The following is a 22,218-nucleotide window of genomic DNA, read 5'->3' on the forward strand; positions in this document are numbered from 1 at the left end:
AGGGGGTTTTACAGTGGATTTGTTTCGAAAGAAATCAATTGCTGAATTATTGCAACAGTCGAATGCTAAAAGCGGATCGCTCAAGAAGGTTCTTGGAGGGTTTGACTTAACCATGCTGGGGATCGGTGCGATTATCGGTACTGGTATTTTCGTTCTAACTGGTGTGGCTGCGGCGAAACATGCTGGGCCCGCGTTAATTTTATCGTTCATTTTGTCTGGACTAGCCTGTGTGTTCGCGGCCCTTTGCTACGCGGAATTCGCTTCTTCGGTTCCTGTATCAGGCAGTGCTTACACTTACAGCTATGCGACTTTTGGCGAGTTAATCGCTTGGATACTGGGCTGGGACTTGATTCTGGAGTACGGGTTAGCGGTTTCCGCGGTCGCAAGTGGTTGGTCGGGCTATTTGCAAGGGTTGCTCGCCGGTTTCAATATTCACATACCAACAGCTTTAACCAGTGCCTATGATCCGTCAAAAGGAACCATTATCGACCTTCCAGCCGTGTTGATTATTTTCTTGATCGCTTCACTCCTGATTAAGGGGGTACGCGAATCAGCCAAAATGAACAACATCATGGTATTGATAAAGCTTGCTGTTGTCGTCCTGTTCCTCGTCGTTGGGGTAGGCTACGTGAAGCCTGCGAACTGGTCGCCGTTCATGCCATTTGGATTCTCTGGTGTTGTAAAGGGTGCGGCTACTGTATTTTTTGCCTATATCGGTTTTGATGCCGTTTCTACCGCAGCGGAAGAAGTACGCAATCCACAACGTAACATGCCAGTTGGGATTATCGCGTCCCTCGCCATTTGTACCGTTCTTTATATTGCCGTATCACTTGTGTTGACTGGGATTGTTCCTTACACCATGCTTGACGTGAAAAACCCGGTTGCTTTCGCGCTTCAGTTCGTTCATCAGGATTGGGTCGCAGGGTTCATTTCGTTGGGGGCAATCATGGGGATCACCACAGTTCTTTTGGTTATGATGTATGGACAAACTCGTCTGGTATTTGCCATGAGTCGTGATGGTTTGTTGCCGAAGACCTTCGCACAGGTAAACGAAAAAACACAGACACCTGTGAAGAGCACCTTGATCGTAGCAACGGTTTGTGCCATTTTCGGTGGGTTGGTTCCATTGGACAAGTTGGCTGATTTGACCAACATCGGTACTTTGTTTGCCTTCATCGTCGTTTCTGTAGGAGTAATGGTGCTACGTAAAACGAATCCAGACCTTCCACGTGCCTTCCGTGTGCCAATGGTTCCGTTGATTCCCATCCTGTCGATTCTGCTCTGCGGTTATTTGGTTGTGAGCTTGCCTGAAATCACATGGATCGGCTTCTTGGTATGGCTAGTCATTGGGATCGTCGTTTACTTCTCTTACGGACGCAAGAACAGCGTGTTGAGATCGTCTGGGCCAAGCTCCAAATAAGATTGAAGAACAAAAAAGCTAGAAGAAGGCATCCCATCGAATCGGTGCGGGTGCCTTTTTAATAATATTGGAATGTCAAACTGCTTTACAGTGGTAAAGTGGTTTGGCATTCCTTCCATTTGCGCAAGCCCACCAAGAAAAGACTTCGTCCGCTCGAGCTCATTTTAAGCGAAACAAAGCGGACAGTAAATGCTACATGCGAGCTTAAACAGAGCATAGAGGGACGAAGTCTTTTCTATCAGTTGGACGTCGTTCATTGGAGTGCTATACTGTTGAGAATCAATAGAGAGAGTGGAGGAGTCAACATGCATCGTTTAATTGATCGCGAATGGGAGATGTATCAGAAAAAACATAAAGATCGCGCTCGAATGCTCATCGCTTGCCCAGACCAACCGGGCATTGTGGCTGCTGTCACGCGGTTTCTTGCTGAACGGGGAGCCAATATTGCGCAGTCGGATCAATATTCAACAGACCCTGAGGGCGGCCGCTTCTTCATGCGGATTGAGTTTGATATTCCAGACTTGGCCAGGCGATTCGATTCGTTGCGGGAAGAATTTGAAGAGATTGCTCGTTCCTTTGAGATGAGCTGGAGAATGGTAGAGGCGAGTAAGCGGAAGCGCCTGGCGATTTTTGTTTCCAGGGAAGACCACTGCTTGCTGGAGCTGCTCTGGCAGTATAACTCTGGCGCGCTGCATGCCGATATCGCGATGGTTATCAGTAATCACCCGGACTTGAAGGATACCGTGGAGTCGTTTGATATCCCATTTTACCATGTGCCCGTGACCAAAGAGACCAAAGAAGAAGCGGAGAAAAAACAAATCGAGCTGGTTGAGGGAAAAGCGGACCTGATTATTTTGGCTCGCTATATGCAGATTCTTACGCCATACTTCTTGAAGGACTATGCTAACAAGATTATTAACATCCACCATTCGTTCCTGCCTGCTTTTGTTGGAGCCAAACCGTACGAGCGAGCCTACGAACGCGGCGTGAAGCTAATTGGAGCAACTGCGCATTATGTAACGGAAGAATTGGATGCGGGACCAATCATTGAACAAGATGTCCAGCGTGTCACCCATCGTTATGATGTGGACGCCTTGAAGCAGATCGGCCGACAAATTGAACGGACGACCCTGGCGAGAGCGGTTGCCTGGCATGTGGAGGATCGTGTATTGGTCTACAATAATAAGACAGTTGTGTTCCCGTAGGCTATTTGTAAAAGGAGTGCTTAATCGTGACGTAAAGACAGGGGGCGAATTACATAGGTTCTGATAACCGGACGTAATAACGCTCATTGTGGTTTTCTACCGCGACCGGAGCTTCGAAAAAGGCGCTTAGCGTGCTGGAATCCATAATCGACGCCGTCTCGCCTTGCCGGACCACTTCTCCTCGTCGCAACAAGAGCGTGTGGGTGAATACCGGCAATATTTCTTCCGTATGGTGTGTGACATAAATCAGGGTTGGCATGTTCACTTGCTGAGTCAAATCATGAATGCTCGCAAGCAGCTTTTCCCGAGAGAACAGGTCAAGCCCGTTGCACGGCTCGTCCAGAATAAGCAACTGCGGATCAGCCATCAGCGCCCGCGCGATGAGAAGCTTCTGTTTTTCTCCCTGAGAGCAGGTTTGATATTCGCGGTCATATAGATGCAGGCACCCGAGTGAAGCCATTAACGCTTCAGCCCGAGAGAAGTCTTCCTCGGAAGGCTTCTCGTACAGCCCAATGGAGGCGAATTTGCCGCTAATGACAACGTATTGTGTCTTATCGGAGCCATGCAGCTTCTCTTGCAAAGAGGAACTGACCCAGCCGATGGACTGCCGAAGTTCCCGCAAATCGAACTCGCCGAAACGGTGGTTCAGCACGCTAATACGACCGTTTGTAGGCCAAATGTAGCCGTTAATCATATTGAGCAGCGTCGTCTTTCCTGAACCGTTCAAGCCAAGCAGCGCCCAATGCTCATTGCGCCGAACACGCCAGTTTACATCCTTCAGCAGCAAATTTTCGCCGCGTATCCAGTTAACTCCCTCAATTTCAATGATATATTCCATACTGATACACCCCGCTATCATTTTCAGTGAACAAGTTTTTTTAATCTCTATGAGAAGCGATTTGCTCTTGAATCAGGCGAATCGCTTCTTTTGCTTCAGAGCCTTTGAGAAGCAAATGCCCGGATTCAGGAAAATAAACAATCTCCACTTGATCACTGTCGACATGCTGACGGAGATGCTCGGCACTGACTGATTTAACGGTGTCGTCCTTTAATCCTTGCAGGATCAAGTAGGGACAATTCACTTTTGGCAGGAGCTGCTTGGTTTCAGCCAGCAATCTCCTGAATTGCAGCATGCTTGGAACTGGAATTTTCACCAGACTGTTCAGGTAGCGGCGGAAGTGACCGCGAGTATCCTCCCGCAGGTTGCGCCAGGCCTGCCCAATATCCCAATAGTAATAGGGGGTATTGATGGTGACGAGTTGCTTGATCGGGTAGGAGCTGGCCAGATGGACACCCAGCAATCCACCCATCGAAAAGCCGATGACCACAATTTCATCCGTCCGCATGGCGAGACGTTTGTAAGCCTCATGCGCGGAGCGTACCCATTTTTCACGGGAGCTTTTGCCCAAGTGCTTACGCCCCAATCCGTGTCCTTCCAGAGTCGGGCATTCGACGATATATCCTTGATCTTTTAAGGCGGTAGCCAAAGTGATCACTTCATGGACGTCACCAGCGAAACCATGGATGACGAGACAACCGATTTGCCGCATACTGTCACTCCTTTTTTACAATATTGGAGTTTAATAACTTTACAGTGGTAAAGTTATTAAACTTATCCATTCGCGAAAGCCCGCCAAGAAAAGACTTCGTCGCTTGAAGTCTCCTTGGAAGTGACACTTAGCGAAGGAAAGGAGAAAGGGATAAAAGGCGCCACCCAACCCGAAGGGCGCGAAGCGTTTGGCGACTCCCTTTCGGATTGAGAGAGCGGACTTATTAACATCATTGCGAACTTCCACAGAGCGTAAAGAGACGAAGTCTTTTCTAAATGGCAAAAGACCAACCTCACGAAACCAGTGATGTTGGTCTTATTATACATGAATGGATGAAGTGGGCTAAACCGAGATGGTTTTCACATCGTCGGGTACAATCAGCGTAGGCTGCGTGCAGGCGAGAATATCCTCAACGGTAAATCCTTCCGCCACTTCCCGAAGAACCAATCCTTCTGGCGTAACATCCATAACGGCGCGATCGGTAATGATGCGATTCACTACTTGCTTGCCAGTAAGGGGAAGGGAGCATTCACTCAGGATTTTGGTCTCCCCATGCTTGTTTACGTGCTCCATGATGACGACGATTTTTTTCGCGCCATGAACCAAATCCATGGCACCGCCCATTCCTTTTACCATTTTGCCGGGGATCATCCAGTTGGCCAAATCGCCATTCGCTGAGACTTCCATAGCGCCAAGAATCGCCAAATCAATGTGGCCGCCACGGATCATCGCGAAGGATTCCGCGCTGGAGAAATAAGCTGCGCCCGGAATGGCTGTAACAGTTTCTTTGCCCGCGTTAATCAAATCGGGATCCACTTGTGCTTCGGTTGGATAAGGGCCGATGCCTAATAAGCCATTCTCTGATTGCAGGACAACCGTTTTACCTTCAGGGATGTAGTTGGCAACGAGTGTCGGCATCCCGATACCCAAATTCACATAAAATCCGTCTTCTACCTCTTGAGCTGCTCGCATTGCTACCTGTTCGCGTGTAAGTGTCATAGTCAATCTCCTCCTGTCCCAATTGTTATGAACGAGTGGTTAATCGCTCGATTCGCTTCTCAAAAGAAGGGGCCTGAATCAAGCGCTGTACGTAAACGCTTGGTGTATGAATCTGGTCAGGATCAAGCTCGCCTGTCTCCACGATTTCTTCTACTTCTACAATGGTGATTTTGCCTGCTGTAGCCATCATTGGATTGAAGTTACGAGCGGTTTTACGGAAGACGAGATTGCCCATTTTATCGGCTTTCCACGCTTTGATCAAAGAAAAGTCTCCTGTGATGCCAGATTCCAGCAGGTATTCCTTATCGTTGAACACACGAGTTTCGCGTCCTTCTGCGATTGGCGTTCCGACACCTGCCGGGGTATAGAATGCAGGAATCCCCGCACCACCCGCGCGGATTCGCTCAGCGAGAGTTCCTTGTGGGGTGAGCTCTACTTCTAGCTCGCCGGACAGGAATTGGCGCTCGAATTCTTTATTTTCGCCTACGTAGGAGGAGACCATTTTTTTGATTTGTTTCTCGCGAAGAAGAAGTCCCAGACCCCAGTCGTCTACGCCGCAGTTGTTGGAGACAACAGTCAGATTGGCTACTCCTTTGTCGCGGAGTGCAATGATTAGATTTTCTGGGATACCAACCAGTCCGAATCCACCAACAAGTAGAGTAGCACCATCATGAATGTCGGCAATAATTTCCGAATAGGACGTATAGATTTTTGCCATTGCGTTCACTCCTACGAAATAGTTTTAGGTTTCTTCCGATGTGTTGAGTGCAGCTGTAAGCGTTATCATTTCACCTAACTATTGTAACAAAGGTTTGAATAGGCGGAAAGATATGAAATTTCAATTATTAGTATAAAAGTTCCAGTTACAAATCAAACGGACATGACCGTTTGATCTGACTGAGCGTTTGTTGTACTTGCCCACTAAAATGCGTACAATAACCCCGAGGATAAAGAGAAGGGATTGGATAGGCATGAAATTGTTTGTCACGGATCTGGATGGCACCCTTCTTGATAAGGGCAGACAGGTGCGTTCTTCGGACAAGCAGGCGTTACAGGAAGCGGCTGCGATGGGAATCGAGATTTGCTTGGCTTCAGGACGAATGGACGTGGAGCTTGTAAAGGTGATGAGAGAAGTAGGAGGCAACTACCATCGAATCAGTCAGAATGGAGCGTTCGTTACCACGAAGGATAATGAGCTGCTCCAGACGGAAACGTTCGAGCCGATTCTCGCCAAGCAGTTAATCGAAATCGCGTCACCGTACGATTTTGCCACGTTGATTGGGATCAATCAGACCGTTTATACGCCTGGTGAGACAGAAGCAATCCAAGCGATTCAGCAGAGGATGTTCACCACATTTCAGGTAGACCCCGACATTGCGGATAAATTTGAGCGGCAGACGCCCTGCAAGCTGAGCTTTTTTGGCGATATCACGAAGCTTAGGGCTTTGCAGGCGGAGCTAGCACAGAAGCATGGGAATAGCGTGGAAACCTTTATCTCAGATAAGGATTGTCTGGATGTAATGCCTGCCGGGGTATCCAAAGGCCGCGGTCTGCAAGCGCTGATGAATAAGCTTGGCATTACGTCTGATGAAGTTGCTTGCATTGGGGACGCCTTTAACGACGTCTCTATGTTCAAGGTCGCTAGGCACAGCTTTGCGATGGGGCATGGACCAGAAGAGGTTAGGAAGGCGGCCGTTCAAGTCGTCGATTCGGTGGCAGAGGCGATCGAAGAGTTGAAGAAGGTAAGGATATAAGGGCGTAATTAAAGCGCCCTTTTTCTAATGTGAATAAAGACCTAGCCGCTTTACAGTGGTGAATCGCACGATGATATTGAAGCAGGCCATAACGTACCCAACGTTGTGGCCTGTTTTTATCGTAATGTGATGAAACATTTCTTCCATAACATTCCCCTAGAACCTAGCAATAAAGAACTACATTACAAAATGATTAAATTTCCGATATTAAATTTAAGTACGATTTAAATAATTTCGTTAGTATTTCAATTCGCTCAATTCGCCCAATCCACAGTCGTTTTAAGAATGAGAGGAGGTGAAATTTGAAGAGATTTCGTAATGCAGAATTCGATTTGAAGGAATAGACAACTGAGAGGGGCAAGTGAACTTAATGAAGCAAATGAATTTACAGAAGATAATGGTCATCCTACTATTGCTAAGTTTGGCTTTACCCTTTATTCCTGCCTCGTTTGCGGTTGATTCGGCATTGGCTTCCTCGAACGATTTCATTGATAATGACTTGAATACGTTATATACCGATTTGCCAAGCTACCCGGACTATCAGAATGCGTCGACGGTGACTGTATTTGGCCCGGACGCATTTGCGGTGTCGCTCGATCAGGGCAAATACCCGCTTGCAGGCGCTTCTCGATACGGGAATGGGCGTATCATCGCGGCGGGTGCCGAGAACTATTTCAATCCAGCGGCTAGCATAGGCACCACAGATGGAAAAATCACCAGAAACCTGGTGCTCTGGCTAACCGAAGATAAAGCTCCGAACCCGACTACGGGCAACACGAATCGTTACTCGGATGCGCTTCAAGGCACGCAAAAGCTCAAGCTTATCACCAAAAACAAATTGACGATCTCAACCGCCCAACCAATCGAACAGGTTGTGGTCAGCAGCTGGACCAGTCAAGCTTTGGATCCGCTTGTTTATCCGGTCGCTTTTGTCAGTCCGAAGAACGTAAGCCAAGCGGAAGCGGAAGCGCTGAACACCTATGTGAAAAATGGCGGAAGCATTATTGTCGCCTATAAGGGATGGGTAATGGAAGGCTATCCGACAGACGCTATCCGCGCGCAAGCCCAAGATCCGCAAAACGTCAAAGTAACAGATTACCCGGTTCAATGGCTGCTCAACCAAGCAGGACTCGGAATTAACGGCGATTCTAAGAGCATCAATGATCCTAATCCGAAACCTACCTTGGATAAAATCGACAGAGTCAATCTTTCGAATCTGATCGATGAGCTTAAACAAGTCGAGGACAATTCCAAAACTTTTATGGACTTTGCTATCGAAGGCGAGAAAGCTCCTCAAGATGTTTGGTCAAGAATCAACTCGTCGGTGAGTCAGGGCTGGAAATCAATCGTGCCAAACTGTCCCTATCTGGCTTCATTCAAGCGTGACAGTGACCATGTAATGAGTTCCGTAAACCTTCCGCTAGACCGTTTGCAAAAGCCATACACAAGTTCACTGATTGAATTCAGAGTAACGACTGCAAGTATGGGTGAAACTGGTGTGACATTTGCCGATGCAGACGTGTTCCCAGGTAAAGTAGACAGTACCACACCGCGCGTCGACAAAACCATCGCTGTGAATATGGAGTATGCCAATTATGACTTCTTGCGCATGTCTTGCCCACCAGGACATTGGGTCAGTACGGGGACATACGCGCCTGCCGGAAGTGAAATTACCATTGATGTTCCCTTAGACGAACCTGATTTGTCTGTTCAAATCGGAGCCCATACGGACGATTTGACAGGAACGAAGATTACCAAATGGGATCGCCTTCCCAAAGTCGTTGTGAAAAAAGGCTTGAAGCCCGGGCTTAATCGGATCAGCAGTCCTTATGGCGGATTGGTCTACATTATCCCGAACAAATCCAAGCCAGGACGTGTTGTCAATGTAACCATCGGCGGTGTCATCGAAGCGCCTTACTTTGTTCTAGGAAAAACGAGCGAACAAGAATGGAAGGACGTCATTCGCAATAACCCTGCGCCATGGGCAGAGCTAGAGAGCCATCATATCATCCTGACCATTCCATCAGATGACATTCGCTCGCTGGATAATCCTCAAGATTTGATGGAGAAGTGGGACGAGATTTATGGTTTATATGAGAATTTAGTAGGGTTAGCTCCCGATAAACCATTGCCGCATACAAGCATTGACTGGCCTTATCGCTACGTGGCAGACAAACAAATCAGCGCTGGCTGGATGCACTCTGGATATCCAATCATGCTGTACCAAGGCTCAACTTCCAAAAGCTTGGTCAATCTGAATGACATCCAGCATAACGGTTGGGGATTTTGGCATGAGCTGGGTCATAATTTTCAGATGAGTGCGTGGACGTGGGGAGACAATGTGGAGGTTACCAACAATCTTCATTCCCTGCATGTCCAGGAGTATTACGGAAATGAGTCGCGGTTGAAAAGTATATACTCCCAAGCTGCTCAATATGTGGTGAACCCAGACCCGAACAAAGATTTCGAATCGATTAGCGATTTGTTTGTCCGATTGGACATGTTTGCTCAGTTGAAGTATGCCTACGGTTGGGATTTCTATACCAAGCTGCATACGGCGTACAGAGAGATGGATAAATCCAGCTTGCCTGCTGACACCCAGCAGAAGAAAGACTTATTCGTGATCACAACTTCCCAAATTGCTGGGGAAAATCTGTTGGAGTTTTTCGATCATTGGGGATTCAAATACTCATCGAAAGCTCGTGATTCTGTTCTTGCGCTTAACCTGCCGAAGCCTGCTTGGCCAATCTGGAACCTGACAGCGGATATAGACAAACCGCAAACCATTCCGCAATTCCAGATGAGCGCAACGGCAACAAGTGAAGAACTTGTTTCTGCCAATAACGCTGCTTCGATGGTGCTCGACGGAAACACTTCGACCATTTGGCATACCAAATGGAATTTGTCCAACCCGCTACCTCAGTCGGTTACACTTAAGCTAAACGGGACATACGTTGTTAACTCCATCAGCTATTTGCCTAGACAATCAGGAACAAGCGGCAACATTACGGACTATAGTGTCTTCGTAAGTAACGATGGAACCAACTTCACACAAGTAGCGACGGGCAAGTGGGCAAACGACAAAATAGAGAAAAAAGCAGAGTTTCCCGCGACGCCAGCAGCCTATGTGAAGCTGGTAGCGAATCAAGGGGTAGGCGGATGGGCATCTGCCGCGGAAATGAATGTATACTACTCTCTTGCAGCGATGCAGTAGTTTTATTTCGCAGGTATCCTATATTCAAAAGAAGCAGGGGCAGTCCATAGAAGGCTGCACCTGTTTCTTTTTTATTAAGGAAAGTCTAATTACTTTACAGTGGGAAGTAATTAGACTTTCCTTCCATTCGCGTAAGCCCACCAAGAAAAGACTTCGTCACTCCAAGCTCATTTTAAGCGAAACCCAGCATAGAGAACGGAGGAAGGAAAAGAGTCGGCATTCTTTACATCAGACTGAGTAGCCCAGTGATTTTCTTGCCGACTCCCTTCCGCAGTGAACGGAGCGGACAGAAGCTGCTACCAGCAAGCTTAAACAGAGCTCAAAGGGACGAAGTCTTTTCTTGACTTAATAATTCTTTAGAAAAAAGAAGTTTCAACGCCCCATAAAGCGATGTAAAATATATTTTATCAATTCTAAAAATTCATTTCATTCAAAAGGGATATGGACAAGTGCTTAAGAAGTACTGGGGGACGATCGTGATGAAGAAAACGCTGGCTGTTCTACTAGCCACCATGCTGATTGTGAGTGGTTGCGAAAAGCTTGAAGCCGATGTAGAGAAGTTAAAAGAGAGAGACAAAGAGACCGTCATCAAAGCCAAAAGCGTAGAAGTATACAGAATTGAGCAGAACGCGGAACCGCTTGTTCAACAGATTTACGGTACGGCTACTCCGATGAAAGAGCTATCGCTTTCGTTCGGTACGTCAGGCAAGATCGCCAAAATCCACGTGCAAAAAGGGAGCTTCGTGCAAGCTGGCACCCTTCTGGCGACACTGGACACCTCCGTTTGGGAACAACAAGTCGCCGCTGCCCAGGGCGAGGTGGAGAAGGCCGCCGCTGAGAAAAGCCAAAGGCTAAAAGGGGCAACTCGTGAGGAATTGACCCAGCAAAAACTGAAAATTGAGAAAGCCAGACAAGCCCTCGCAAAAGCGACCGATGAATATAACCAAGGGAAACGTTTGTATGACAGCGGAGCGATATCCAAGGACGAGCTGGATCGGCTGACGTTTGCGATGAAGCAAAACAAGATTGATTTGCAGGATGAACAAGTGGCGTTTGAGAAGTTGACCAGTTCCGTAGACCAGGCAGATGTCGAAGCAGCGAATGCCAATGTGAAGCAAGCCAATGTGAGTTTGATCCGAGCCAAACAGGAGATGAAGAATGCCCAATTGGTTGCGCCATTCTCGGGAATCGTCACGAGCATCAATTATCAGGATGCCGAGCAAGTGGGCGGTGGGCAGGAAGTGGTGAAACTGATTAACTCATCCAAATGGTTGGTCAAGCTCAACGTAGACAGCGAACAAAGCGATATCTGGAGCAAAGGCAAGCAAGTCAAACTCTCTGCCCCCAACCGCAAACAATTGGAAGGTGTTGTCACCTATGTCTCTGCGGCGTTGGATGACAAGACCGGGACGTACCCCGTTGAAATCACGGTTCAAGGTGACGTGACCGACTGGAAAGCGGGCATGACCGTTTCCTGCAGCTATGAAGTGAAGAAGCCCAAAGCCCTGTTGGTGCCAATTACAAGCGTAGGAATCTCTGAAGAGTCACACTTTGTGATGAAGGTGGACGGTTCATCCGTAAAGAAAACCCCGGTTACGGTTGGCGGATTATATGGGGATCAGTACGAAATCACGGAGGGGCTTTCATTGGGGGATGAGATCGTGCGAGCGGGAATCTCCTATGTGGTAGACGGCGAAGCGATCCAGGTGTCGGCCCATGATTAAATGGAAGGATGAGTCGATTCGCAAGCGAGTAGCGCTGTTGCTGCTATTTTTCCTGTTATTTGCTGGCGTAACAGCAGGGGTCAAAATGAATACCGCGGTCTATCCAGATGAGGGATTACCGAGCTTCCAGATTCAAACCTCGGCCCATGGTTTGTTGCCGTTCGATGTGAATGAACAAATTACAATGACACTTGAAGAGGCTGTTCGTCAGATCGGGGAAATTGAGAAAATCACCTCGGTTTCACGGATGGGTTCGTCTTCCATTATGGTGAAAGTAAAAGCGAACAATTTGGATAGCTGGAAATCTAAACTGGAAAAGCAAATCCAAGCCGTGTCGAAGCGGCTACCAGTTAGTGCAAGCGATATCCAGGTGATCCAGAACAATCTGCAAACGTCCGAAATGGCCTACTATTTTCTGCACGGTACCGATCTAAATTCTTTGAATGAAGTAGCGGAATTTCAAGTGAAGAATCGCTTGGAACAAATTCTAGGTGTGTCGAAGGTGGAAGTTGAATCGCAGAGTGTCGAAAACAAAACAGAGATCGTCTTCCGTCCCTCAATGCTTCAAACCTATGCGATAACCCCTAGCGAGATCATCAGTCAGCTGCGTGGACAAGGGGAGCGCAAGCAGATTGGCGAAGTTGGCGAGGGAAGCGACAAAACCTACATTCAGTGGGTGAATGCGCCTGAACAGCCACAAGAGCTAGGCAAACTGCCGATCTCGACGAGCAAAGGATATGTGCTGCTCAAGCAACTCGCGGATATTCGCGACCTGCGGGGCAGCCAGTCAGATACTTTGTCACTCTATAAAGCGGAGCCATTTATCGGAATCAAGATTTATAGCCAAGATTCCAGTAACCAACTGCGAATCCATTCACAGCTGCGTGAAGCTGTTGCGAAGCTGAATGAAGAAGCGCAAGGCCGATTTACGCTTACCTTGTTTGAAGATCAAACCCAGCTGCTCAGTAACTCCCTGCGAGATCTGGGGTTGTTTATCGCCATTTTTACTCTACTGTCTGCGGGTGTGGCCGCCTACTGGATGAAACAGACGTTAGCAGGTCTTGTGTGGGTGGTCAACATCCTTTTGGCTATTTCCTGGATGCTGGCGGGCTATTGGCTGTTCGGTATCGGTTTGAACGAGATGACACTGAGCTTCGGCACGATCCAGGTGCTCCTATTTTTAACCGCGGGGATTGTCCTGTTCGCTCGTTATCGCGCATTGAACGAATGGAATCAATCAGCTATCGACGGTGAGACCAAGCGAGTGTTGGTACCCGTTTTGGTGGCTCAAGCCTGCTTGATCATCTTGATGGTGCCGCTTCTTTATACGGACATCATTCAGTCGGCGGATAAGGCCGCTTTCTATCTGTCGATTCCATCGTTTATCTGGGGAGGAATCGGGCTATTCATCGTGTATGGTCTGATCGTGCCTTCCGTTGTCATGATGTTGCTTCAGCCCTCCGCAAGACCAGCGGAGTTTCCAAGAGGCAAGCTGTCCATCCGTCTGGCCGAGAAGTGGAGAAGATTGTGTGAGCTACGCTATATGCCCTACATGCTTTCCTTAGCGGCAACGTTACTGATTGTGGTGTTTTGCAAGCCGTTTGTAATCACTCTGCCGTTTACTCAGTTGATTACGAATGAGATGGAGCTATCACTTGATATGGTGGAGGGTAGTACGATTGAGACAGCCTTTCAGACAGAGAAGAACCTGGAGGAACAGCTGCGCAAGTTTCCTGAGGTTCAGGACCTGTATGCGACTGTATCCAAGGAGAGCATGGTTCTGCATCTAAAAACAATCGATCGATATGATCGCTCACGCAGCAAAGGGGAGTTCGACAAAGCCTTAAAAGACCTCCTGCTCCATACAGCACATACCAAGAATTTCGAATTGGCTGGCGGAGAAGACCAGGGTGAAAAGGTGGAGTTTACGGTCAAAGGCCCGATCCTTGCGACAACGAAGCAGGTTGCGGATCAATTGGCCTTCCGTGTTGCCCGGTATCCATTGTTCACTAGGCTGGCTTTCGAGAATCCTTTCATTACAGAAGTGAAAACCAGTTATGAAGGCAAGCTGCAACAGATTAATTTTCACCCAAGGGCCGATGTGTTGGCTAAGTATTCGATGAGTGAGGATGCGGTTCGCGCACAAATCCAAAGCTATCTGGGAGAACAGACAATTGGTCTTGCCCGCTGGGGTGAACAAGACACGATGATTACAGTCAAATTCCCGGAGAATGCGATGCAGCATCCCGACCAACTTCAGAATCTTCTCGTCCGCACCCCAGAAGGAGCCGTTCCGTTAAAAGATTTGGTGGATTGGAAGCTTGCTCCATCTGCGGAGGCTTACACACGCGAGGATGGGTTGTATGTCATTTCGGTAACCGGCAAGGTGAATCGTAAATTTACTTCTGCGGAAGGAGTCTATGCGGCCTTGCCGAGGATCAAGGATTACCTGACGCTTCCTGTAGGGTATTCGCTTTTAACGGGTGAGGATGTTCGCAAACAAGAGAAGGAGAAAGCGGATGAGAAGGATCTGACTTCCCGCATCCTAATCAGCGGATTAGCTGTAGTTCTGTCCTGCTTCCTTAGCGCACTTTTCTTGCGGCGTATTACTCCAGTTGTCTCTATGCTGCTATTTGTCCCCTTATTCGCTTCGGCTGGAGTGCTTGGTCTGCTCATTGTCGATCGACCGTTGACCATGATGAGCATGTATGGACTGATAGCGGTTGTGGGGATCACCTTCCAATTAGGGCTATGGCTGATTGCTGAGCTAGAGCGAGAGACAAATCACGCGCAGGGACTGGAGCAAGCGAGATCGACTGCCGTCAAGCTCGGTCTGCATCCGATAAGCGCCGTCTTGCTTCTGGGATTATTGGCCATTCTTCCGCTCACGTTGGGCGTAGGGGAAGGAGAAGATTTCCATGCGCCGTTTGCAGCTACCTTTTCTTGTGGGATTCTGCTTGCCGGCTGGATACTTCTTGGCTTGCTTCCAGGAATCTATCTCCCACTTGCCACCAGCTCTCTACATGAAGTTATCCAGAACATAGGTAAGCTTGGTTCCAGAGTACGGATATGGTGGATCAATGAACGAATCCGAAGACAAGATTCCCGCTCAATGAAACAACGGGAGCGACTGAATCAGCAAAAATATGAAGAGGCTCTAGAAGCCAAGCAAACCAGCCGTCCGATCAATACGTCGGAGCTAAGACCGGACGACTTTTTACCGTTAAGTAAATAAGCAATATGGACCTTAAAACACGCTAGCTAGAATTGATGCTGGCGTGTTTTGTTTACATAATCGATCGGGGGAGTGATTAGAGATGAGACCCATCAGAAGAGGTCGAATCAGAACGGCACTTGGAATTACGTATTATCGAATGAAACGCTACTTCACTTGGCTGGTCGATTCGAAAAAATACGCGAGAAAGCTTGTTTCCCAACCGCTTCCTCATCTGATCTTTTCCCATCAATCAGTATTGCGACGTCCCTTACGCAATGTGGAGATGTGGATGCAAGAGAACAAGATCATTAACTTGCAAATAGCCGTTAAACAATTAAATGGTGTAGTCATTCGACCAGGAGAGACTTTTTCCTATTGGAGATGTATAGGGAAACCTACACGGCGCAAGGGCTATGTAGAAGGAATGATTCTTTCACATGGACAAGTAGTTTCAGGTGTCGGCGGAGGATTATGTCAGCTCTCCAACCTCATATACTGGATGACCTTGCATACTCCGTTAACGGTTACCGAACGTTATCGTCATAGTTATGATGTATTTCCGGATACCAATCGCCAACAGCCTTTTGGTAGTGGGGCTACCTGCTTTTACAACTATCTGGATTTGCAAGTGAAGAATCAAACCAGTGACGAATATCAACTGCATCTTTATCTGACGGATACCCATCTGGTCGGAGAGTGGCGTTCTGTCAAACCAGCTTTGTATTCCTATGAAGTTTACGAACACGACCATTCCATTACTGCACAATATGGGGGTGGGTATGTCAGGAAGAATCGTCTGTATCGGCGTGTTTTCTCCCGAGAAATGGAACGATTGAAAGAAGAGTTTCTCACCGAAAATCATGCTATGATGATGTACGAGCCATTACTGGGAGCTGGAAGTGACGGATAAGGGCTTATACATAGGAGGTTGGCGGATTGACACGGCTTAATGTTCAGGAAAACAAACGAAAAAGAATTTTCATCGATATCATCTTGGTTGCCTGTTTCTTGGCGGGCATCTTTTTTTCTTCGTCACAACCGTATGAGAAGCAGGATATGCGCGGAACCATTCGTCATTATGTGAATATGCAGCAGGTTGAGGAGAAGTTTGGAAATATATCATTCCAGTACGGCAAAAAGGAGATTAGTGTCCAAAAAGTGGGACCGGACGGATTTGTAGAGTTCTTTGTTCGCAAAGGGACTCACTTTCTGACATTCGCTGCGTTTGGGGTGTTGTTTTATCGCCTGTTTCGGCATTCGTGCCAGACAAGAGAGGCGCTCGGCTGGGCTGGTTTTGTAACAGTTATGTTAGCTGTTATAGATGAATGGCACCAATCGTTCACACCTAATAGAACAGCGATGATTACAGACGTCGTTCTTGATACTACTGGACTTTTGTTCACTATGTTATTTATCGCGATTTTCCGTATGGTCAAACGATAACAACAGACACTATAACAGAACGGATTGAATAATGTAACAGAACAGACACATTATTCTTATATCATCTAAGACGGCTTAATGATAAAATTCATTTCGATCAAGCATATTAAAAATACGTGAAATATAACTAAGGCAGAAATGGACGTGAAGACAGATGAAAGTACCTGTGGGAGTCTCGAATCGACACATTCACTTAACCCAGGAACACGTTGAGGCTCTTTTTGGAGCTGGATATCAACTTCGCAAATTAAAAGATTTAAAGCAATATGGACAATATGCAGCAGAAGAAACCGTCACTTTAATCGGGCCCAAAGGAAAAATCAGCAACGTACGCATTCTTGGACCTGTGCGTAAAGCTTCTCAGGTTGAGGTTTCTCGCACCGACAGTTATCTTTTAGGGGTAGATCCTCCAGTTCGTGACTCCGGTGACATCACTGGCAGTGCAGGCCTCACGATTCAGGGTCCGCGTGGCGAAATCACTATCCAAGATGGCGTTATCCTTGCGATCCGTCATATTCATTTTTCTTTAGAGGATGCGGAACGCTTTGGTGTGAAAGACAAGCAAATCGTCTCCGTAACTACTGACGGACAACGCTCTCTTGTATTGGAAAACGTACTATGCCGTGTCAACAAGGATTATCGTTTGGAGTTCCATATCGACACGGATGAAGCGAACGCCGCCGGACTTCGCAATGGCGTAGAAGTCGAAGTAATCGTTCCGAAAGATCATGACATGGATTACGTAGACATTCGCAAAAAAGAAAAACAACTGGTGCTCGTATTAAACTGCGGAAGCTCGTCTGTGAAATATAAACTCTATGAAATGCCATCGAAGAAATTGATTCTGTCAGACTACCTGCAAGAGGTCAAGCGCGATCAGTACGATGCGGCAATCAAGTCTGTCTTTGACAAACTGTCCCAATACGATATTCACATCGTTTCTCACCGGGTCGTACAAGGTGGAGAATACTTTAAAGAATCCATGATTGTGAATGACGAAGTAAAAGCAGAGGTTGCTAAACTGGCACGCTTTGCTCCATTGCACAATCCAATCAATCTGCAGGGTGTCGAGATTGCTCAGAAGCTGTGCCCTAACGCGATGCATGTAATTGTTGCCGATACGTCCTTCCATCAAACGATGCCGCCTTCTTCTTACCTTTACGCGCTTCCTTATGAGTACTATGAGAAATATGGTATCCGTAAATATGGCTTCCATGGCACCTCACATCGTTATGTGATGCACCGCGCTGAGCAAATCATGGAAACACCAAAAGAAAAACTTCGTCTGGTTAGCTGTCATATTGGTAGCGGTGCCAGCATTACGGCGATCCGTTACGGAGAATCCTTGGATACCTCTATGGGAATGACTCCGCTCGCCGGATTGACCATGGGTACACGAAGCGGTGACATTGATCCAGCGATTATTCCTTACATCGAGGAAATCGAGAAAACCAATACGGCTGGGGCTATTGATATCCTAAACAGAAAGTCAGGTTTGTTGGGAGTTTCAGGTGTATCCAGTGATTTGCGTGATGTGATGAAGGGTGTCGAGCAGGGGGATCCACGCTGCCAATTGGCGTATGAAATGTATACCACTCGTATTCACACCTATATTGGCCTATATTTGGCACGTTTGAACGGTGTTGACGGTATTATATTTACAGCAGGAGTTGGAGAGAACGATTACTTAACTCGTCAAAAGGTTTGCAGCGGATTAGAATTCGCTGGCGTCATCCTCGATCAGGAGGCTAACCGTACAATTAAAGGAGAAGGTTTCATTAGCAGCCCTTACTCCCCAGTTAAGGTAATGGTCATTCCAACTAACGAAGAATTAGTCATGGCTACTGATGCCTATCAGTTGTATTTGAACGCTCCTGTTGAGGTTCACGTATAATCCAGTCAGATTGGACTTTTCAGAGGCTTGTACTCTCTGCTATACTTGAAGAATGAGCCTACTGAGGTTCTCGACACTTTTGTGAAAAGGTAAAAGGAGTGTAAACTTAATGGCAGTAGAAGTGGGAAGCATCATTGAAGGAAAAGTGACGGCGATCAAACCGTTTGGTATGTTCGTTGCCGTGAATGAAACCGAGCAAGGCTTGGTTCATATTTCCCAAGTAGCGAATGGCTTCGTAAAAGATATTAATGATCACTTTTCCGTTGGAGACGCTGTGAAAGTGAAAGTGCTCTCGATCGATGATGCGGGCAAAATCTCGCTTTCCGTTCGTGCAGCATTGCCAGCACCTGAGCGTGAGGGCAGAGAAGAACGTCGTCATGGCGGTAACCGTGGTGGTGACCGTGGGAACAAACGCGAAAACGCTGGCTCCTTCGAAGATAAACTCAAAAAATGGTTAAAGCATAGCGAAGAAAACCTCGCAACCATTAACAAAAAACAAAACAAACGCGGATTCTAAGCGTGTACATGATAAGAAGAGGGACGTTATTCAGTTCCTCTTCTTTTTATTCTCGGTAACTTCCAGATAATTCAATAAAAGTAAACGATAAAGGCGGGGTAGCCATGAAACTGATAGCAGAGCATATTCATATTCGTCCTTTGGGAATAGAGGATGCGGAGGAGTTATTAGAGCTGCGGATGGTGAACCGGGAATTCCTTCGACCGTTTGAACCGATTCAAACAGAGGCGCATTATACCCTGGATGTTCAGCGTGAGATTATCTCCAAGTCATCCCACGACTGGGAGCAAGGCATGTCCTATGGATTTGGTGTATTTCAAAACGACACGAACGAGTTGATTGGGCGAGTCAATCTGAGCAATGTCGTTCGAGGCGCTTGGCAAAGCTGTACCCTGGGGTATTTCATGGATCATCATCAGAATGGACAGGGTTTCATGACGGAAGCGGTCAGGCTTGTGCTGGAATTTGCCTTTGAGCATAACAATTTGCATCGGGTGCAAGCCGCTGTCATGCCTCGCAATCTGCCCTCCATCCGTGTCATTGAGAAATCCGGGTTTCTGTTCGAAGGACTTGCCAAGTATTATCTACATATTAACGGAGTCTGGGAGGATCATAACGTATACAGCTTGACTCGTGAGTTCTGGAAGCGAGAATCCATGAATGGCAGGTGAACAGATTGTTGCAAGTGCTGTCGTTGAGCAATCTTATTCTTGAAACCGAGCCGCTTCAATCTCCGCAAGTCGACGTGGAACTTTTTACTATTACTTACTTGAGCCAGGGTTTGCGGGTTAAAGCCATGCTGGCCATCCCTCGGGGATCTGGTCCGTTTCCGGCTTTGTTATATTGTCGTGGCGGCATGCGTCAGATTGGACGGGTACGGAAGGAACGGATAGCCCAGCTCGCTTCTTTTGGATACATCGTACTGGCCCCGCATTATCGGGGGAATGAAGGGGGAGAAGGGCGAGATGAGTTTGGCGGAGAAGATCGGCAGGATGTGTATTCCGCTTACGACATACTGAAGGATATGCCTCTCGTGATTCCAGAGCGAATTAGTTTATACGGATTTTCTCGTGGCGGAATCATGGCGATGCTCGCCGCGATCGAGCGCGAGGGATTTTATGCGGCGATCGTGTGGAGTGGAGTGGTGGATTTGCTTCTTACATTCGAGGAGCGGCAGGACATGCGTCGAATGCTTAAACGAGTCGTGGGACATCCCGAGAAACAACGAGAAGCGTATCTGGCCCGCTCTCCTATCTATCGGGTAGATGAGGTCGACTGCCCTGTTCTCATCATCCATGGAACCGAAGATCAGAATGTGGGAGTAGAGCATGCCAGACGCCTCGCGCAAGCTCTCGAGGTTCATCAGAAGCCCTATGAAATATGGCTAGCTGAGGGAGCTAGCCATTTGTTTGATTCCATGGAGATTAAAGAGTATACCTGTCGGATGTTTGACTGGTTAGACCGCTCGGCTGGGCTCCTTCGGAAGTGAGATCGTGATGCTTGTCCCCTCACCAAGCTTGCTGTCAATCGACATATCCCCACCGTGGTTTTTTACCATGCGCATGGAGATCGGCAGGCCAAGCCCTGTTCCTTCTTCTTTTAACGAGAAGAAAGGATCAAAAATCCGATTGGCATGCTCAGGAGAAATACCTACGCCAGTATCCTGAATGACAATTCGAATCATGGCGTCATCCTGTTCGGAGCGAACGATTAGCTTGCCTCCATTAGGCATGGCTTCCAATCCGTTTTTCATCAGATTTAACAGGACCTGTTTAAGCTGTTCGACATCCGCGAAGAAAACAAGTTCCTCGTTGTACGCTTCGATTATTTCAATTCCATGCAGGGAAGCTTCACCTTTCATCAATGGAAGAATGGAAGCGAAAATTTCACCCAATTGAACTTCCCGATAATTCGGGCGGGATGGTTTGGAAAGCAATAACAGCTCCGTCACGATTTTATTTACGCGCTCAATTTCTTGAACGATCAGCGGCAAATGGTATTTCATGCTTTCTTCCTCGGACAGGTTGCCTTGAAGCAGTTGCATGAATCCGTAAATTACCGTTAACGGATTGCGAATTTCGTGAGCGGCTCCTGCGGCTAGTTGACCGACAAGCGAGAGCTTTTCAGACTGGTGCATGTATTCTTGCACTTTCATCTGTTCGGTAATATCGGTGAGCGCCACCATCCAGCCTAGTTCGTCACGCTGTTGATCGAGAAGCGGCACATAGGAGATCAAGGCGTGAAACGGTTCACCTTGCTTGTTGTATAGCACAATCGACCGGTTCTCGAACCAAGGCGTCTCTGAATGCCAGACATGCTGATCCGGTGATAAAGGCAAGCAGTTTTCGTCCAGGGCGACCAGCTGCTGGGCTTTTTCATTGATGTGAATTTCAGAGGTCGGGTGATGGCAAGTGATAATCCCTACAGGAAGTGAATTGAGAATCTGCTCTCTTACCCGTTTCTCTTCTTCAAGGATGTGATTCTGCGATTCTCCCTTGGCAAACAATTCCGCGATATTTAAAGACATCTTGTTAAATTCTTGCGCCAATTCATAAAAATCATCCTGAGCGCTGTACGTGATCTGTTGCCCGAACGTCCCGCGTGATACTTCCCGTACTTGTTTAATAAGCGATTGGATCGGTTGAAGCAATCCTTTACGAAAATAAAAGGAGCAAAACAATCCAAACAGGATGGAGAGAACAGACACGGTGTATGTAATCAAAAGAGAAACCCGCAAACTGTGATTGGATTGCACAAATTCTTCATGGAATTGTGAGTCAAGCTGACCAAGTGACAAGCTCAGCTTGTTTTCCAACTCCTGAATTCTCGGTTCCACCTCGTGTTCAAGCACATAGTTGATGGCTTGTACATTATTGGCTTTGATCAATGGGTCAATCTGATTCAAAAAGATAAAATCCAGTTCGTTCAGCATCCGAATAATTGTGAATAAATCTTGGTACTGCTGATTCTGTTCCGTGTTTTGGAAGCGATTGCGAGAAACGAATTGTTTGGAGTATTGCTGCAAATAAACCGGGTCCCTGGTCAGCGTGTACATCTTCAGGGCATAGGTTTTCGCGTACATTTGATTTTTGACTTCCAGCAAAGAGCTCATCTGTGGCAGGATTTTTTGCGTCAAATGAGTTTCTTCCGAGGTTACTTTGGTCATTTGGTAGCTGAATAAAAGGGCGACAGACCCGATTAACAGAATCAAGACCATATAGCTCAGAATCATTTTTTTTTGAAAGCCCATTTTATGAAACGGTAACATTGTTTAAGCCTCC

Annotated in this window: 17 protein-coding genes; 12 read left to right on the top strand and 5 right to left on the bottom strand. The window is 47.3% G+C overall.

Going from position 1 to position 22,218, the window contains the following annotated elements:
• Window positions 1-13: 13 nt before the first annotated feature.
• Window positions 14-1,420, top strand: a complete 1,407-nt coding sequence (bcaP, locus tag ACQCN2_RS12500) for a branched-chain amino acid transporter BcaP (protein WP_426929249.1) — start codon at window positions 14-16, stop codon at window positions 1,418-1,420.
• 305 nt (window positions 1,421-1,725) lie between these two features.
• Window positions 1,726-2,625 (top strand): formyltetrahydrofolate deformylase, encoded by a 900-nt coding sequence (gene purU, locus ACQCN2_RS12505; RefSeq protein WP_426929250.1) that lies wholly within the window; start codon window positions 1,726-1,728, stop codon window positions 2,623-2,625.
• 49 nt (window positions 2,626-2,674) lie between these two features.
• On the opposite strand, the gene ACQCN2_RS12510 is transcribed toward purU, so the two are convergent.
• The 4 genes from ACQCN2_RS12510 to ACQCN2_RS12525 all read right to left on the bottom strand — a co-directional run bounded on the left by ACQCN2_RS12510 (window position 2,675) and on the right by ACQCN2_RS12525 (window position 5,892).
• Window positions 2,675-3,463, bottom strand: coding sequence for an ABC transporter ATP-binding protein (locus ACQCN2_RS12510; protein ID WP_426929251.1), 789 nt, complete (start codon window positions 3,461-3,463; stop codon window positions 2,675-2,677).
• A 40-nt stretch (window positions 3,464-3,503) separates the two neighbouring features.
• On the bottom strand, window positions 3,504-4,175 hold the full coding sequence (locus ACQCN2_RS12515) for an alpha/beta hydrolase (RefSeq protein ID WP_426929252.1): 672 nt from the start codon (window positions 4,173-4,175) through the stop codon (window positions 3,504-3,506).
• Between the two features lie 342 nt (window positions 4,176-4,517).
• Window positions 4,518-5,174 carry a CoA transferase subunit B gene (locus tag ACQCN2_RS12520; protein WP_426929253.1) on the bottom strand — a complete coding sequence of 219 codons (657 nt, stop codon included), beginning with the start codon at window positions 5,172-5,174 and terminating at the stop codon, window positions 4,518-4,520.
• A 25-nt stretch (window positions 5,175-5,199) separates the two neighbouring features.
• A complete protein-coding gene (locus ACQCN2_RS12525; protein ID WP_426929254.1) occupies window positions 5,200-5,892 on the bottom strand; it encodes a CoA transferase subunit A in 693 nt (230 codons plus the stop codon).
• Between the two features lie 253 nt (window positions 5,893-6,145).
• Between ACQCN2_RS12525 and ACQCN2_RS12530 the strand changes: the two genes are divergently transcribed.
• The 10 genes from ACQCN2_RS12530 to ACQCN2_RS12575 all read left to right on the top strand — a co-directional run bounded on the left by ACQCN2_RS12530 (window position 6,146) and on the right by ACQCN2_RS12575 (window position 20,426).
• Window positions 6,146-6,928, top strand: a complete 783-nt coding sequence (locus ACQCN2_RS12530) for an HAD family hydrolase (protein WP_426929255.1) — start codon at window positions 6,146-6,148, stop codon at window positions 6,926-6,928.
• A gap of 370 nt (window positions 6,929-7,298) precedes the next feature.
• Window positions 7,299-10,142: a M60 family metallopeptidase gene (locus tag ACQCN2_RS12535; protein ID WP_426929256.1), complete on the top strand. Its 2,844-nt coding sequence runs from the start codon at window positions 7,299-7,301 to the stop codon at window positions 10,140-10,142.
• A gap of 479 nt (window positions 10,143-10,621) precedes the next feature.
• On the top strand, window positions 10,622-11,866 hold the full coding sequence (locus ACQCN2_RS12540; RefSeq protein WP_426929408.1) for an efflux RND transporter periplasmic adaptor subunit: 1,245 nt from the start codon (window positions 10,622-10,624) through the stop codon (window positions 11,864-11,866).
• The gene (locus ACQCN2_RS12545; RefSeq protein WP_426929257.1) at window positions 11,859-15,101 is read left to right on the top strand and encodes an efflux RND transporter permease subunit; all 3,243 of its coding nucleotides are present in this window, start codon (window positions 11,859-11,861) and stop codon (window positions 15,099-15,101) included. Before ACQCN2_RS12540 ends, ACQCN2_RS12545 begins: the two co-directional genes overlap by 8 nt.
• Window positions 15,102-15,183: 82 nt before the next feature.
• Window positions 15,184-15,993 carry a VanW family protein gene (locus tag ACQCN2_RS12550; protein WP_426929258.1) on the top strand — a complete coding sequence of 270 codons (810 nt, stop codon included), beginning with the start codon at window positions 15,184-15,186 and terminating at the stop codon, window positions 15,991-15,993.
• 26 nt (window positions 15,994-16,019) lie between these two features.
• Window positions 16,020-16,526, top strand: coding sequence for a VanZ family protein (locus ACQCN2_RS12555; protein WP_426929259.1), 507 nt, complete (start codon window positions 16,020-16,022; stop codon window positions 16,524-16,526).
• 154 nt (window positions 16,527-16,680) lie between these two features.
• Window positions 16,681-18,420 (top strand): acetate/propionate family kinase, encoded by a 1,740-nt coding sequence (locus ACQCN2_RS12560; RefSeq protein ID WP_426929260.1) that lies wholly within the window; start codon window positions 16,681-16,683, stop codon window positions 18,418-18,420.
• Between the two features lie 109 nt (window positions 18,421-18,529).
• On the top strand, window positions 18,530-18,937 hold the full coding sequence (locus ACQCN2_RS12565; protein WP_426929261.1) for a S1 RNA-binding domain-containing protein: 408 nt from the start codon (window positions 18,530-18,532) through the stop codon (window positions 18,935-18,937).
• A 104-nt stretch (window positions 18,938-19,041) separates the two neighbouring features.
• Entirely contained in the window at window positions 19,042-19,608 is a 567-nt protein-coding gene (locus ACQCN2_RS12570) for a GNAT family N-acetyltransferase (protein WP_426929262.1), read from the top strand.
• A 14-nt stretch (window positions 19,609-19,622) separates the two neighbouring features.
• A complete protein-coding gene (locus tag ACQCN2_RS12575; RefSeq protein ID WP_426929409.1) occupies window positions 19,623-20,426 on the top strand; it encodes an alpha/beta hydrolase family protein in 804 nt (267 codons plus the stop codon).
• On the opposite strand, the gene ACQCN2_RS12580 is transcribed toward ACQCN2_RS12575, so the two are convergent.
• Complete coding sequence (locus ACQCN2_RS12580; protein WP_426929263.1) at window positions 20,394-22,205, bottom strand: sensor histidine kinase; 1,812 nt, start codon at window positions 22,203-22,205, stop codon at window positions 20,394-20,396. The two genes, ACQCN2_RS12575 and ACQCN2_RS12580, sit on opposite strands and share 33 nt — an antisense overlap.
• Between the last annotated feature and the right edge of the window lie 13 nt (window positions 22,206-22,218).

The sequence above is a fragment of the Brevibacillus ginsengisoli genome, from assembly GCF_050113715.1.
Lineage (GTDB): Bacteria > Bacillota > Bacilli > Brevibacillales > Brevibacillaceae > Brevibacillus_H > Brevibacillus_H ginsengisoli.